At 61.0% G+C, this 14,413-nt stretch carries 15 protein-coding genes; 9 read left to right on the forward strand and 6 right to left on the reverse strand.

Features of this window, described 5'->3' with window-relative positions; translation table 11 throughout:
- Positions 1–8: 8 nt before the first annotated feature.
- Positions 9–1,733, forward strand: coding sequence for an ATP-dependent helicase (locus OKW35_RS01050; RefSeq protein ID WP_090812847.1), 1,725 nt, complete (start codon positions 9–11; stop codon positions 1,731–1,733).
- An 87-nt stretch (positions 1,734–1,820) separates the two neighbouring features.
- A complete protein-coding gene (locus OKW35_RS01055; RefSeq protein WP_429550990.1) occupies positions 1,821–2,447 on the forward strand; it encodes a hypothetical protein in 627 nt (208 codons plus the stop codon).
- 263 nt (positions 2,448–2,710) lie between these two features.
- Here the strand turns inward: OKW35_RS01055 and OKW35_RS01060 are convergent, their stop codons facing one another.
- From OKW35_RS01060 to OKW35_RS01085, 6 genes are all read right to left on the reverse strand, one after another.
- Entirely contained in the window at positions 2,711–3,220 is a 510-nt protein-coding gene (locus OKW35_RS01060) for a hypothetical protein (RefSeq protein ID WP_429550991.1), read from the reverse strand.
- A 37-nt stretch (positions 3,221–3,257) separates the two neighbouring features.
- A complete protein-coding gene (locus OKW35_RS01065; RefSeq protein ID WP_429550992.1) occupies positions 3,258–3,467 on the reverse strand; it encodes a hypothetical protein in 210 nt (69 codons plus the stop codon).
- A 20-nt stretch (positions 3,468–3,487) separates the two neighbouring features.
- The gene (locus tag OKW35_RS01070; protein WP_143037385.1) at positions 3,488–3,841 is read right to left on the reverse strand and encodes a hypothetical protein; all 354 of its coding nucleotides are present in this window, start codon (positions 3,839–3,841) and stop codon (positions 3,488–3,490) included.
- Positions 3,842–3,953: 112 nt separating this feature from the next.
- A complete protein-coding gene (locus tag OKW35_RS01075; protein WP_429550993.1) occupies positions 3,954–4,406 on the reverse strand; it encodes a bactofilin family protein in 453 nt (150 codons plus the stop codon).
- 12 nt (positions 4,407–4,418) lie between these two features.
- Complete coding sequence (locus tag OKW35_RS01080) at positions 4,419–5,324, reverse strand: hypothetical protein (protein WP_429550994.1); 906 nt, start codon at positions 5,322–5,324, stop codon at positions 4,419–4,421.
- A gap of 90 nt (positions 5,325–5,414) precedes the next feature.
- Complete coding sequence (locus tag OKW35_RS01085) at positions 5,415–6,020, reverse strand: DUF1845 domain-containing protein (RefSeq protein ID WP_090812855.1); 606 nt, start codon at positions 6,018–6,020, stop codon at positions 5,415–5,417.
- Between the two features lie 1,344 nt (positions 6,021–7,364).
- On the opposite strand from OKW35_RS01085, the gene OKW35_RS01090 reads away from it, so the two are divergent.
- The 7 genes from OKW35_RS01090 to OKW35_RS01120 all read left to right on the forward strand — a co-directional run bounded on the left by OKW35_RS01090 (position 7,365) and on the right by OKW35_RS01120 (position 14,371).
- Positions 7,365–7,634 (forward strand): DUF7696 family protein, encoded by a 270-nt coding sequence (locus OKW35_RS01090; protein WP_341809961.1) that lies wholly within the window; start codon positions 7,365–7,367, stop codon positions 7,632–7,634.
- Positions 7,631–8,959 carry a hypothetical protein gene (locus OKW35_RS01095; protein ID WP_429550995.1) on the forward strand — a complete coding sequence of 443 codons (1,329 nt, stop codon included), beginning with the start codon at positions 7,631–7,633 and terminating at the stop codon, positions 8,957–8,959. Before OKW35_RS01090 ends, OKW35_RS01095 begins: the two co-directional genes overlap by 4 nt.
- A gap of 166 nt (positions 8,960–9,125) precedes the next feature.
- Complete coding sequence (locus tag OKW35_RS01100; RefSeq protein ID WP_090812857.1) at positions 9,126–9,335, forward strand: hypothetical protein; 210 nt, start codon at positions 9,126–9,128, stop codon at positions 9,333–9,335.
- Between the two features lie 11 nt (positions 9,336–9,346).
- Positions 9,347–9,829 carry an NADAR family protein gene (locus OKW35_RS01105; RefSeq protein WP_429550996.1) on the forward strand — a complete coding sequence of 161 codons (483 nt, stop codon included), beginning with the start codon at positions 9,347–9,349 and terminating at the stop codon, positions 9,827–9,829.
- A 79-nt stretch (positions 9,830–9,908) separates the two neighbouring features.
- The gene (locus OKW35_RS01110; protein WP_429550997.1) at positions 9,909–11,312 is read left to right on the forward strand and encodes a metallophosphoesterase family protein; all 1,404 of its coding nucleotides are present in this window, start codon (positions 9,909–9,911) and stop codon (positions 11,310–11,312) included.
- Between the two features lie 216 nt (positions 11,313–11,528).
- Complete coding sequence (locus OKW35_RS01115) at positions 11,529–12,062, forward strand: hypothetical protein (protein WP_090812953.1); 534 nt, start codon at positions 11,529–11,531, stop codon at positions 12,060–12,062.
- Entirely contained in the window at positions 12,050–14,371 is a 2,322-nt protein-coding gene (locus OKW35_RS01120; protein WP_429550998.1) for an SMC family ATPase, read from the forward strand. Before OKW35_RS01115 ends, OKW35_RS01120 begins: the two co-directional genes overlap by 13 nt.
- The last annotated feature ends 42 nt before the right edge of the window (positions 14,372–14,413 follow it).

The following is a 14,413-nucleotide window of genomic DNA, read 5'->3' on the forward strand; positions in this document are numbered from 1 at the left end:
GGGGCGACATGCTGGACGAACTCAATCCGCAGCAGCGGGAAGTCGCCCAGTTGCGCCAGAACTGCGTGGCGATTGCATGCCCCGGCGCGGGCAAGACAAAGACGATCGCCACCAAGGCCGCGCTACTCCTGCAGGAAGGGGCGGCGGTCGTTGGCGCGGTGACGTTCTCGAAGGATGCAGCGGTCGAGTTGCGTGAACGGATTCTGACGGTGGCAGGCAAGGCGGTGAAAAAGCGCCTGATCGCAGGCACTTTCCATTCACTCGCGTACAAGCAGCTTCAGCGTCCCGGCGGCCGCTCGCTCGACATTGCGAGCGATGGCGACAGACTGGGACTGCTGATCCGCGTCATGCAGGACCTTGGGCTTGAAGGAAAGGCCGAGGACGTCATCCCGACGATCGAGAAGATCAAGACGAATTTCGGCCGGTGCGATGTCAACAGCGCCGACGGCCAGTTGTACAGCGCCTATCAGGAAGCGCTGGCGCGCAACGGCAAGATCGATTTTCAGGACATGCTGCGGCTCGCCGTTGAGGGCATGCAGAACGGCACGATCCTGCCGTACCCGTTCGCCTACCTGCTGGTCGACGAGTTTCAGGACACTGACCCGCTGCAGTACCGCTGGATCGAGCTTCACGCAAAAGCCGGATCGGTCGTGACGGTCGTGGGCGACGACGATCAGAGCATCTACGCGTTCCGCGAGGCACTCGGCTATCGCGGCATGGAATCCTTCATCAAGGAATTCGAGGCGAAGCCGGTCGTGCTTGGGAGCAACTATCGGTGCCGCGCCGAGATCCTCGCGGCGGCTGACAGGGTGATTCGCAACAATCCTGACCGCATCCCCAAGGTCCTGCGGGCGGAAAAAGGCCTGGGCGGCCGGGTCGAGGCTTCGCGCCACGCCGACGAATACGTGGAAGCCGAGGCCGCCATCGAGGCGCTGGCGCCGCTGCTGCGCAATGGAAAAACCTGCGCGGTGCTCGCGCGCACTAACCGTATCCTTGACCCGCTCGAGGCGGTCTGCCGCTCGTATGGCGTCAAGTATCACCGCGCGTCAGGCGCATCGGTCCTCAATCGTCCTGAAGGCGCGCTGCTGTGCAATCTGCTGGAGATCATTGAGGGCGTGAAGGCGACCGGTCTTGACGCTGTACTGGCGCACTCTGGCCTTCATGCGGACCATCTTCGAGCGCTGCACGCAAGCATGGGCGCGGAACTCGTCCAGAAGCCGCGGGCGGAGCTCGTTGAACTCGGCATGCCAGAAGACGTAGCGACGAACTACCGCGAATTCATGAAGCGGCTTGCCGAGTGGCGCGGGCTCTGCGAGCGGAAGTTCTATTCGTTGGTGCTGTCAGGCGTGAACGAGTGGCTGCTCAAGTACACGAAAAAGGAAAACGGCATCCGCACCATTCAGGCGACCTATGACGTGCTCTCACGACTGAACGGCACCTTCGCCGAGCGGTTGCTGTTCCTGCGGCAGGACAACAACGAGCCCGCACCGGACGCGCTGGTCCTCACGACGATGCACAGTTCGAAGGGGCTTGAGTGGGATCACGTCTGGATCGCGCGGTCCGAAGACACCATCGTCCCCGACGCCAAATCCACCGAACCCGAAGAGCGGAGGCTGTTCTACGTCGCGATGACTCGCGCGCGCGAGACGCTGATGCTTTCCGGTACGGCTAAAAACTTCGCCTCACGATTTGTCGCTGAGGCGCAGATCGAGCAGCCCGCGCAAGCTGCCTGAAGGCGGCAACGCTCAACGGCGCGAAAGCACGTGCTACACCCATCCACCGTGGCCACGCCACCGATTTCGGAAGAAAGAGAAACAGCAATGATCAGAAAGTTTGCCACTCCCGCTGCCATGTCCATCGTCGTCGCGCTCGCAGCCTGCGGCTCTGCAAAGGATGCGAACAATGGCAATTTCGAGAAGGCGCTCAACGCCCACTTTGCAAGAGAGTGCATTCCGGTACAGCCGTTTGTGATGGCCGAAAACAACCGGCAGTACCCGCTGGTCGTCGCCCTGCAGCCAAAGCCGACGATCGCGAGCCTTGAGGTCGGAGTCGAGCAGAACAACGCGTCAGCGACCCGTCCGCTGGACGTGCTGGTCCATGCGGGCCTGCTGTCGGTCTCCGATGGGACAGCGAAAAAACGCGGCTGGCTCGGGGGCGAGTACACCGCGCCGACAAAGACTTATTCACTGACTGACGCCGGGAAAAAGGCGCTGGTGAGCCCCGACGAACTTACGATGTGCGCGGGCCACTACAAGGTCGACGAGGTAGCGCGCTTCTCCGAACCCAGCAATGCGCTTGGGCATACCATTTCCGAAGTCTCGTTCACGTTCAGTCCGGTCGACGTGCCGGCGTGGGCGAAAGACGACGGCGTCCGGAAGGTCTATGGGCTCAACGCGCGGATGGCTGACCACGCCAAGGGAACCCGGACTTCTCGTGCTGGCCAGTGATGGCTGGATCGACTCAGCGGACTTCAGCAAGTGAGCTTCGGCGGCCGCGCGGTGCCGCGGCGACGCGCAAAGAAAAAGGCCCGCGCGAGGCGGACCTGAATCCATGATGGAGGACATGGAGGAGACGGCGTCAGTATAAACCCCAACCCAGTTTTTCTGCATGCGGGCGCTACGCTAGTCTGCAACGGGGTGAGAAGTCGGAGAAACGGCAAGACAGCCGAAAAAAAGGGAGCCAGCGGTTCCTTTTCCTTTTCCCGCTTCGCTCAAATCGCTTCGCGGTGAAGGCTAAGCACGAGGCGGTAATGCGGATCCTTCATCGGCACTTCGACTGTCTGCGTCCCGTTCAACTCGACGGGTATGTCCGACGCAGCGTAGCCGTGTGTATCGACGACCTCTGATGCGCAGTCTGCATTCCCGGTCTTGCGCTTGCCGTCGAACGCGGTGTCGATCGCGGACACTGAGAGTTGAAGCTTATCGAGGTCAATGAGGACCGGCTTGATAAGCAGCGAGCGGCCAACGAAAACGCTTGATGGAACAAGCTTCTTACCTTCCGCTGTCGTTTGGCACGTCACGTAACCAACTTCTTGCCCGCTGCGGTGCAGGTAGGTCGAGACTCCGGCCCCATCGGCTACGATGTGTCGACCGCCGTCGATCACTTTTCCGTCTTTGTACCAGGTTACGTCGAGCGTCTGCGCGATCGGCGCCGCGTGTGCGCCGGCGATGAGGCCTGCAGCGATAGCCGTTGCGAAAAGTGCCTTGCGCATCAATTGCATCGTGGTTCTCCGTTTCAATGTGAGATAGGGCTGACCGTCATGTCCGCGAGGCATGCGGCTCTGGAATCGTTGAAGCAATGTGCTGCTCGAAAAAATCAGAGGCCAGCGTGAAGCGGCTCCGGTGCGGCGTGTTGTCGGACATTGCCTGCCGGTTGATGAAGCGGCCGTCGCTGAGCATGCAGAAGCAGAGCCCGTCGAAGGCGGCTTCCTGTGCTGCGGCTTCCCAGTCGCGGGTGTGGTAACTCACGCTGGTTTTTGGAATGAGCGTTACGCCGCAGCGGCGGAACCGCCCGCGCGTTTGCGTGGCAACACGATAGCCAGCGTCACTGCGAGCCAGCTGCTAATCGCTACGCAAAAGAAACCGATTGCTGTGTTGCGCCAGACGCGGCGCGCTGTGTTTTCGAGGTCCGCGTGGGTCTGCGCAAAGGTGGTTTGCGCGAGCTTGATCCTGTCCTGCAAAGCTTCGGACGAACTCAGGCCGTGTCTGGCCAGCAAAGCCGATGCATCCGTAGGTGGAAGGATACGGATGTCCCCAGCGAGCTGGGCGAGCCGCACGACATCAATTTCGATGAGCGAGGCTCTAACCATGGCCGAGCCGTTATCGACATAGGCCGAAACCATACTTACCACCGTTAGGGGCATAGCTATCGAAACGGCTACCGCAGCCCACTTTATTAAATCGCGCAACTTCATTGGTTTTTACCTTTATGCAGCCTGGAAAATGTCGTCGGTTTTAGGCCTTCGCGCGCGAGAATTCGGTCACGTTCGATTCCGCGCGCTCTGGCGCGGCCGCAGCCCGGTCTGTGGCAGTAAGCTCCGGATTCGCGCTCTCGCTGGTTGCCGGTTCCACCGTCAGCATGCGCGCCACGCGCTTGAGCGTGCCGTTGAGCGCTGCTCGGGGTCCGAGACGGATCGTGCCGCAGTACATGATGTCGCCCGAGACGTGTCCGTTGATTTCCAGCGTGCCGCGAGCATGGACGTTGCCGTCGACGCGTCCGTCGATGCGCACGTGGTCGCCCTGGACATTGCCTTTGATCAGGCCACCGTCGCCGACGTGCAGCAGGCCTTGCGTGGAAATGAGACCTCCGTCGAGCAGGCCGAAATAGCTGATGCCGTGATCGACGATCAGGTCGCCGCTGATTGTGCAGCCGGCGGATACGAGGGTGATCGAAAGTTCGTTTTTCATGTCATGGCTTCCCTAGAACATCTTCACTTCGGCAGGCGCGGCGCGGCTTTCGGCGGCCGGTCTGGCGTCTGAACCGGACTCTGCGTTCTGCTCCACGCGAGGGCGCGAGATATGGCGGTGCGCAGCGCGGGCCGGTTTGGCTGCTTCGGCGGGCTGTACCGGCTGCGCCGGTTGTGCCGCTTGCGCCACCGGAGCGGGGGCTTGCGCCGCAGCCGCCGGCGGTTGCGTGACTTGTGCGGCCTGTGCGGACTGCGCTTTGGTCTGAGCCGCTGGTGCAGGTTTGGCAACGACAACAGCCTGAGCAGGCGCCGGCTCCGCCCGCGGCGTCGGCTGCGTTGCTGCGGCAGCCGTTTCACGGCTCGCGCCCACGCGATGGATCGGTGAAACGGCCGCGAGCTGTGCTTCGCTCGACAGCGCGGGCGCCGACGGCGACGTCACAGGCTGACCGGCGCGCGCCGGGGACTTCAGGGAGTTCCTGAACTGGTCGGCGGTGAGGCCGAGCGAACCGGCGGAAGCAAAGTCGCTGGCGCTCAGTGTGGGCGCGGCGCTGACCGGATGAGCGGGCGTGGCGTCGACTTCCTGAAACGCCGGCTTCTCTGTCGTTTGGGGCGACGCGTCCGACTTCTGTTCGGTCGCTGTTGAGACCGTCGACGCCGGGTGGTGACCCGCCTGAAAATTCCTGTAAAGCGACGCTGCGCCCATTCCGGCCATGGCGACCATGGCGGCAATGGCAAGTCCGATGGCAGCTTGTCTCGCACGTGGCGCCACGCCTGCCATGCGAGCATGAATCGCGCGCGATGGGTCGGATTCAGAATGATCGCCCGGCGCTGGCAATGCAGCGATCTGGCGGGGAAGGTCGATGACCATCGAATCTGGGGCGAACTGGGCGTGCAGTCGCTGGATCTCGCGAATGTCCATGAAGATGCCTCTTCTCGTTGTCTGGATTACAGCCTGCCCGATACCGCCCGATGTCAAGGATGAGCTCTACCGGCGGCGAACCGGCGGGGTTCAGTGGGTGTCGTCGTGGTCGGGAAGCAGTACGCCTTCCGGTGTGTACCGGTCGTTGTCCGGCATGCACAGGATGGGGATCTGCTTGATGCGCGCGGCTGCGGCGTCAAGCGCCGACTTGCGATCGTGTGCCATCACTGAGCGGCCAACGAGAGCTTCCATGGTCTTGCGGAAGAGCTGGTCGTAAATCGTGAGCAGTCGCACGAGGCGCCCCGACATCGGGTGTTTGATTTCGAGCGTCACGCGCTCCGGCTCAAGGCCGGTGCTGCGACCGTGCAGCTTGTTGGCCCAGACGAGTGCCTTGCGGAAAAACGTTTCTGCCGTGTGAAATTCCGCCTCCAGCGCGAGAAGCTTGCCGCCGCGCGCAACGGTCATCTTTGCCGCGCAGAAGTTGTAATCGGATCTCACGAAGGTGCGCGCGAAGTCCGAGTAGTACAGCAACTCGGTTTTGGCCAGCGTCTCGGGATGAATTCGCGCAAGGCGGTCATCGCTCGTCAGACGCTTGATGGGTCGCAGACCGCCCGCGCCCGTTTGGGCAGCAGGGGAAGGGGCAATCAGTCGTTCTGGGTCAGCCGCCTCGGGCTTTTCCGTTTCGAAGCCAGACATAACGTGTTCTCGGTGTATGTGTTCTCTCTCACATAAATTCTCACTGAACACTTAACCGTCAAGCAGGCAAAAGCTATATCAATTTCGTGAGCTTTAAGATGCTCCCTCGGGCAATTTGCCCGGATACTTCAATCCATTCCCCGCGTCTCTGACGCATCGACCTCGACTCCAAGCCCGGAGTCCATCTTCTTTCTCCAAGTCGTGCTCCTGAGCATGCTCCGACCGGATAGCTACCGGTGTGGAAATCTTCTTGTGCTGAGTCTGCCCGCTACAGACTCCCCAATTTCAGCTGTGATACTCGTACCTGGCCCGCATTCTTTGCGCCGGTACATCGTTCGAACCCAGGTTTTCGGGTGTTCTCTCTCCAGAGCCTGATCTGGGTAGAACGATCGAAGTTGGCTGATCCGTGATTCCTGCGGCGGAATGTATTTTCCGAAAAGGGCTGTTGCGCGGCGTGACCATGCTGCGCGAGGACGACTTTACGTCCTCTGACAGAGCGCACCGGTTTCCGGTGCCGCTCCCTGCTCGCCACGTCCCCAGAAGGGACGTGGCGCGTAGGTCACATCTATCCTGATTTCACGAAGCTCGCTCCCTTACCGGAGCGGGCTTTTTTTTCGGTGCGCCAGGCATGGCGCGCAGCGCCGTGAAAGGCGCTATCTGGATCGCTGTGGTGGCGAACTGGATGACTTGGGGGTGAGAGTCCCCTACACACCCGGCAAGGGGAAGTGTTAGCGGACGGCAAGGGTGTCCATCGTGAGGTGGAATCTGAAGGAAGCCGAAGGCAAAGCGCTGGCCTGACGAACAGGAAGCGGATATCAGGCGGTATGGCGGGGTGAGCAGGCCGAAATCTGTAAAGCCCGATACTTGCACGGAACGCCATGACGTAGATCCGACAGGCATAAGCGTGAAGGTCGCGCGTATTACCCTGGGAGATCTGCCATCCTGCCTTGTGCTACTGGCATCGAGAGGTGTCGGAATGGGGTGGCAGAAGTCAGCAGAGGTCGTAGTAGCCGTTGAAACCGGAGCGGCGAAGGGCCAAACCTGTCACGAGTGGCAAGTCACGCGTGATCTCTGCGTATCTGGGCAGAAGCCTCGGCCACGCCGGGGGCCTGCAGCCATGCTGGAGGGGCCGGATGCCCCGAGAGAGGCTGAGGTGTCCATCGGATGCCAGGCGACACGACGCACGAAACAAGCTCACGCCGACGACCGATCCGGTCCGAGGCTGACGGGAAACGCCGGATACGTGGACCGTACGTCCGGTGTTGTGGGAGGACGGCGGGGGCAACCCCGCCTCCTACCCGATTCCATCGATTCCTGGTGGGCTTTTCTCAACTGGAGGTGCTTATGTTGTTGCACGACCGCCTCAACGAACGCATTGCCGAGGCCATCAAGCTTCAGCTCGACAACGAGCGTAGCGCTTTGGACACCACGTCCGACGCATGGCGCAGCCGCTGTGAGGTCGCGAAGGTCGCGATGTTCAGCGATGCCGAGCGCTCTGTCTTTATCCACCATGTCAGCGAACGTCGCGGCAATGTCGCTGCCCGGGAGATGGAATCCCAGGCCAGCACGTTGCGTACGAACGCCATCTTTTTTCTCGCAAGGAAACCTTCATGAACGCAGTCGTCCAGATGTTCGACAACGCGCCTCGCAGTCTGGTCGAAGAGCGCGCAATCCGCCCGCCGGTCATCGGTAAGATCAGGCCTGGCATCAAGGTGCTTACGCGCGCTGCGCAGGGCAACCCGCAGGCCGTTGAGCTGTACAACGCGATGGTGGCCGCCGGCGACTCATATGAGACGATCGGAAAGGTCATTGAGACAAAACTCAAGCTGCGCAATGCGCTCATCCCGAGAAACGTCGCGCATTTCACTTGCAGACGATCCGACTTCTCAAACCCCGACACGGCCGACGAAATTCTTCGCCTCTATGGTGAGGATCGTGGCGATGGCGTCAAGCTACATCGTTTCCCAGTGATGTTTGCCTTTGACGACTGGCTGCGCAACGTGCCCAACCAGATGGCCGCTTACACAACGACCGGCCGCCAGTACTTCTCGGAATATGGTCGCGACGGCAAGCGCTACTGCAAGACCTATGCACCGGTCGAGCGCGACGAGCGTGCAAAACGGGTGCGGCGGTCTTTCGGTGGACGTCTTGTCATCCAGCGGCAGGACGACGACATTCCCGACGGCCTCTGCGATCCGCATGTGTGCCCGCAGTATCAGGACCGCAAATGCAATCTGAGCGCGAACTTCGTGTTCGCGATTCCCGATGTCAAGGGGCTTGGGCTGATCGAACTTCCGACGAATTCGATTTACGTCCTGCAGAAAGCGTATTCCGCCATGCAGACCGTCTCGCTCGCGCGAGGCAGGTTGACCGGCACGCGATTCTGGTTGTCAAAGAAGGAATTCGACATCACCCGCATTGACGACAACGGCCAGGCCGTACGTCAGAAGCAGATGTTGACCGTGCTCGATGCCGATATCGATCTCGGCGCGTTACTGGATGCAGGCGACGAGCCGCAACCGGCGCTTGATGCGGCGAACCGGGCGGTTGCCCTGATCGAAGCAGCAGGTAACGTCGAAGTGCTGCCGCAGACGTTTGGGGAAGCCTACGTTGGTGAACCTGAAACGGGCGGGCCGATGCATGGTGAAACTGACAGCGCCGGTGGTGCGGACGGTGAGGGTGGCGGCATGGCCGGGCAACCGGAGCCGGATGAAACCCTTGAAGACAAGCGTCACCGCATGTCGGATCTGCTGAACCGGCTCGGTATGAGTCAGCCGGATCGTCAGCAGGATTTCCGCAGATACGCGCACGTCACATTCGGGCGCGGCTGGGCGGAAAGATTGGCAGACGTCGATCAGATGAACGCACGCCTTACAGCGGCGCTCGATGATCCCGTTGCGTTCGACGATGACATCAAACAGGCAAATAGCTACGTCTAACCCTGACCGGCCCCTTCGGGGCTGGTCATCCTTTTTCTTTCCTCGCGTACGAGAGCCCTTCAGCAAGCGGACTTGCTAAAGCGTTTTCGACCGCGCACATCTGCGCATCGAATTCTTCCGCCGCAACCGGCGGATCACTATCCTTTCTTGATGGAGCATCGATTTTATGTCGAAGAATCTGGGTGCCCTCACGGGTTTGCAGCAGATGCGGTGCGGCGGATGTGGTGGTGACCTGTTCAAGGTCTTCACTGCCGATCGAACGCAGCGGATCGTTGTCCAGTGCCAGCAGTGCATGAGCACGTCGTTTATCGAACCCGAACCTGCGAAGCTGCAGATCGGTTGGGGCGAAGGCGACGGGTGCATGACCGTCTTCTAGGAGCTTTTACGATGCGCAGAATCGCGAACTTCACGCTGTTCTTCGGCGCTGACGACGCGTTTAGCAACTGGCACCCGTGCCGGTTCGCTTATCACGGTGTTGAGTTTTCGTCGGTAGAGCAGTTCATGATGTTTTCAAAGGCGAAGCTGTTTGGCGACGAGAAAGCATCTGCAGAAATTCTCAACGCGCGCTACCCGAAAGATCAGAAAGCGATCGGACGGACCGTCAAGGGTTTTGACCTTGCCACGTGGGAAGCGAAGCGCGAGGCGATTGTCTATGTCGGATGCCGGGAGAAGTTTGCCCAGAATCCGGGATTGCGCTCGCTGCTTCTGGCGACCGCGCCAACCGAGCTTGTTGAGGCCAGTCCTTACGACCGTATCTGGGGCGTAGGGCTGGGCGAGCGGGACCAGCTGATTCTTGATAAGGCGAACTGGCGTGGCACGAACCTGCTTGGCGTGACGCTGATGAAGGTTCGGGACACGCTGTCTCGCTGACCGCTTTTCGACCGCGCCGCATGGCGCGCTATCCATTGAGGCTGCCCCTGGGCGGCCTTTTTTCTTTTGAGGAGGCGACGTGAAAATCGCTCACATGTCTGACCTGCATTACTCGCCGGAAAACCTCGACGAGGCGGACCGTTGTTTCTCCTACGCTGTCGATGACGCGCTCAATCGTTGTATGGACGTTGCTGTCATCTCGGGTGACTCGACCGATCATCGGCTCGATGCTCACGCCCCGGCGCTCAACCTGGTAGCGAGAAACATCAACCGTCTGACGCTCGGTATGCCGGTTCTCATGCTGCAAGGCACGTTCTCGCACGAGCCGCCTGGCACGCTTCGCAACTTCGCGCTGATGGGAACCACTCACCCGGTTTTCATTGCCGAGCGCGTGCAGCAGGTCAGCCTGTTCGAGGGACGTTTCTTCGAATCGGCGGGCCCTGTCTTCAACGAAGAGGAACTGGCGAGCGTGCTCAAGCTTGGCGCCGATGTCGTGTTCACCTGTCTGCCCACGATCAACAAGGGGCAGCTGGCGGCCGCGGTCGGTGCGAAGAATGCCGCGACGGGGCTGGAAGCAGTACTCGGTGACTATCTGGCAGCAGCGGGGCGCATTAACAGGCAGCTTCGCGCGGCCGGCATCCGGACAGTCGGCGTTTCCCACGGCACGGTCAACGGTTGTACGACCGAACACGGCGTAACGATGGCGGGGTTCGATCACGAGTTCTCGTTGGGTGCGCTTTTCGAGGCCGAATGTGACGCGTTCATGCTGGGTCATATCCACAAGTCGCAGCAGTGGGACCGCGGCGGCCGCGTCGTAGCTTACGCAGGCTCGCCGGGGCGGTTTCACTACGGCGAGGAAGGCGATAAGGGCTATCTGGCATGGGACGTTGAGACGGGCGACGCGAGAGCGGTGCTTGTTCCAACGCCGGCGCGCCAGACGATCTGTATCGATTTCGACGGGCCTCCCGACATGGAGCGCCTTGCGGCCATGGCAGCAGATTCGAGCGACAAGTTCGTTCGCGTGCGTTGGCAGGTCGACGAGGAGCATCGGCAGTCGGTGGACCGCGAATCGATCGAAGCGCTGTTTTCAGGTGCTGCGGGTCTGAAGGTCGAAGCGCGAATCCTGCCTGTGACGCGTTCACGATCGCAAGGCATCAGTCTTGAAGTTACCGTCGATCGAAAGATCGAGCGGTGGGCTGAGCATGCAAACGTGGAGGCGGCTCCAATCGTTGCGCGATTCCAGATGCTGGAGTCCGGCTACGCGGAGGCGATCGCTGCTGCCGTTCTCGCGGGGCTGACTGCTGACGAAAGTGAGAGCGCGATGTTGCTGCCACCGAAGCAGGCGACGGCACCTGCGGCCAGTGCGGTCGTGGATGTTGAAGTCCTCACGCAGGCTGTCGAGCCAACGCTGCCTGATGCGACGGTGGAAGTTGCGCCCGCATCACAGGTGTCGTGGCTCGAGGATGATCTTTTCGCAGCGTAGTTTGCTGCTCATATGCGGGGGAGGCCGGTAAGGCTCTCCCGCAGTGGAACAGAGCCCTGTTCCGATAGCTCCGCAGCTATCGAAACGAGGTTTCACCGCGTCTCAGACGCATCGATGTAGTCGTTGCTTCACCTTTCTCAGCAGTTCAATTCTTTCACCCTGGCGGGGAGCGATCCCTACCGGGCGCACTCCGCCTGTCAACTACGGAGTGCAATCATGTTTGGTCTTTACCCTGCCGGTTCGGAGTGGGTTCGCGTGTTCGTGATGGATGATCAGGACGTGCGCGATATCCAGAAGTCGCTCGTTGAGTACGCTGGTTTCACGGCGGCAATCCTTCATCAACCCTTCGGCAAGGACCGGGGGGCTGTTCTGGCGCAAGCCGGTCAGATGCTTGTCCTCGGCGCAACCACGCCGGGAGCGAGCCAGATCGTCGTCACCCCTGCGGTCGAGATGCAGCACCTGTTGTGGTCGCATCACACGGGCATGGCAACGCAGTGGTCCCCGATGGAGATTCGTACCCTCACCGGCTATGCCGGGTGGGACGAGTTGCTGACGAGTGCGCGGCGGGAGTTCAGCCGGGCATGCGAAAAAGTCGAGGCTGCCATCGCCGGGAAACTTCAGGCGCCGGGCGTTGTGGTCGCGAGAGTCGACCCGATGACCGAGCCGTTTCCAGATGATGACGACATCGCGTTCTATTCCCGGCTGGCTTCCATGGCAGAAGGGATGGAGGTGTCGCCATGCGCCCACTGAAGCTGACTCTCGAAGGCTTTTACGGTGTGCGCGACGGTATGAAACGCGACAGCATCACGCTTGATCTGGAGTCGCTGCCGGATGGCCTGATTGCGCTAGTCGGTCCCAACGGGGCTGGCAAAACGACGATCATGGACAACCTGCACCCGTATCCGATCATGCCGTCTCACGCGTCGTCGCTATCGGTCGATGCCTTTTCGTACTGGGACCACATCTGCGGGACCAGTGCGCTGAAGGAGCTGGAATGGGAACACGACGGTATCCGCTACCGCTCGACGTTCACATTCAGAAAGCCGGGAAAGACAGGCAAGGCGGAGTACTACCTTGCGTGGCGTGGATCTGATGACGCGTGGCGCCCCGTCACCTTGCCCGATGGCACGGTGTCGGACGGCAAGGCGGTGACCTATAACCGCTGCGTCGAAGCCATCAACGGCTCGCTTCAGACGTTCTTTACCAGTGTCTTTTCCGCGCAGAACCGGCGGCCGCTCGCCTCCTACGGAGCGGGAGAAATAAAGACGTTGCTCGCGGAAATGCTCGGCATTGAACACCTCAAGGCGCTGTCGGCAAAAGCTGGCGATGTCGCGAAGATTCTTGGCCGGGCGCTTGAGGAGATCCAGTCGGACCTGACGGCGCTTGTGGGCAAACGGCAAAGGAAAGCGGAGGTTGAGCGATCGGTGCTGGCGCAGGGCGATGTCCTGCGTGAGACCCGGGCGCAACGCGATCTGAAGCTTGAGGAAGCCACAAAGCTGACTCAGGAGCGCGCAACGTTGGCGGCAAAGGCAGGCGAATCGTCAACGGCTGAAGCGAGGCTTCGTGAGTTGTCGGTGCGCGCTGGCGAACTGGTGAAGGGCGTACAGGCGCTGGATGGTGACGAGCGGGCGGCATCCATTCGGAGCCAGCAGCGTGTGAATGCGCTGAAGCAGACCGTGACCAGTCACCAGACGACGCTCGCCCGCAAGGAAGCGATTCTGGGTGCGGCGGCCAGGCGTGACGAAGCCCAACTGCTGATTGCTCGTGAGGAGGTAAAGCTGGAGCCTCTGCAACGGGTTATCGCGGAGCTTGAGGCAAAGCAGGTCAGTCATGCCACGCTTCAGAGCTCGCTTTCGGGTCTCATGACGCAGGGTCAGACTAAAGCCGCCCACTTCGAGACATTGACGAAGCAGGCTGCGGTAGTCGACCAGGTGCCGTGTGTGGGGCATGCGATGCATGCCACGTGTCCGCTGCTCAGTCAGGCGTTGCAGGCGAAGTCGCAGGCAGAGGAGCAACGGGTGTCGGTCGCCGAACTTCGCGCGCAGTATCGCGAGAAGAAAGCACAGGCCGATGCGCTTGCCCCAGTCGTTGCGGAGCTTGCTGCAAAGCGCAGTGAGCGTGATGCGCTCACCGCGATTCTGACCGAAGCCCGGTGCAACCTGCAGGCGGCGACTGAGCTTGCCGCCAGCAAGCCGCTTCTCGATGCTGCTGCAACGGGCCTTGAGACCGCTAACGCGGAGTTGAGGCAGGTTGCTGACGAGGTCGCTGCGCGCTCAGCCCGATACGAGTCCGAAAAGGCGCGTATGACGGCTGAGATGACCAGAATCCATGCGGAATCGAAGCAGCTTGCAGCCGTCGATGTGACGGCCGCGATTGCGGAGACTGACCGGAAGCTGGCCACCAATCGCGAGGCTGTCGCAGAACTTGAGGGCCGGATTGAAGGTGCGATCCGTGCCCAGACAGTGCTGCAGGCCGAAGCAAATGGGCTTGCTATTGAGCTCGACGGGTTCTCGGCGACGCAACTGCGGGCCGACCGGCTCTCCGATGAGATTTCCCAATGGAAGCTGCTCGCGAAAGGCCTTGGCAACGACGGCGTTATAGCGTTGACGATCGACGACGCGGGACCTGCACTGACCGACACCGTCAACAGGCTGTTGCTGGCCTGTTACGGCATGCGGTTCACAGTGGAGATCCGCACGCAGCGCGCGCTTGCAAACGGCGATCTGCGTGAGGGTTTCGAAATCCTTGTGCACGACGCGGACGCCGACAGCACGAAGTCGGTGTCGGTGATGTCCGGTGGCCAGAAGGTCTGGATCAACGAATGCCTCACACGAGGTATTGCGCTGTACCAGGCCCAGAACGCCGGGCAGCCGTACCAAACGCTCTTTAGCGACGAGTCCGATGGTCCGCTCGACCCGCAGCGCAAGCTGCAGTTCATGCGGATGAAGCGGGAGGTGCTGAAGCAGGGAGGGTATGAGCGGGAGTTTTTCATCTCGCAAACGCCTGATCTGGTGAGTGAGGCCGATGCCGTGATCGACGTTCAGGCGCTGGCCGCGTGACGTGTCATTTCTTTTTAACCCTGTGGGGAACGTCCCCACAGG

This window comes from Paraburkholderia sp. MM5477-R1 (assembly GCF_050436385.1).
Lineage (GTDB): Bacteria > Pseudomonadota > Gammaproteobacteria > Burkholderiales > Burkholderiaceae > Paraburkholderia > Paraburkholderia tuberum.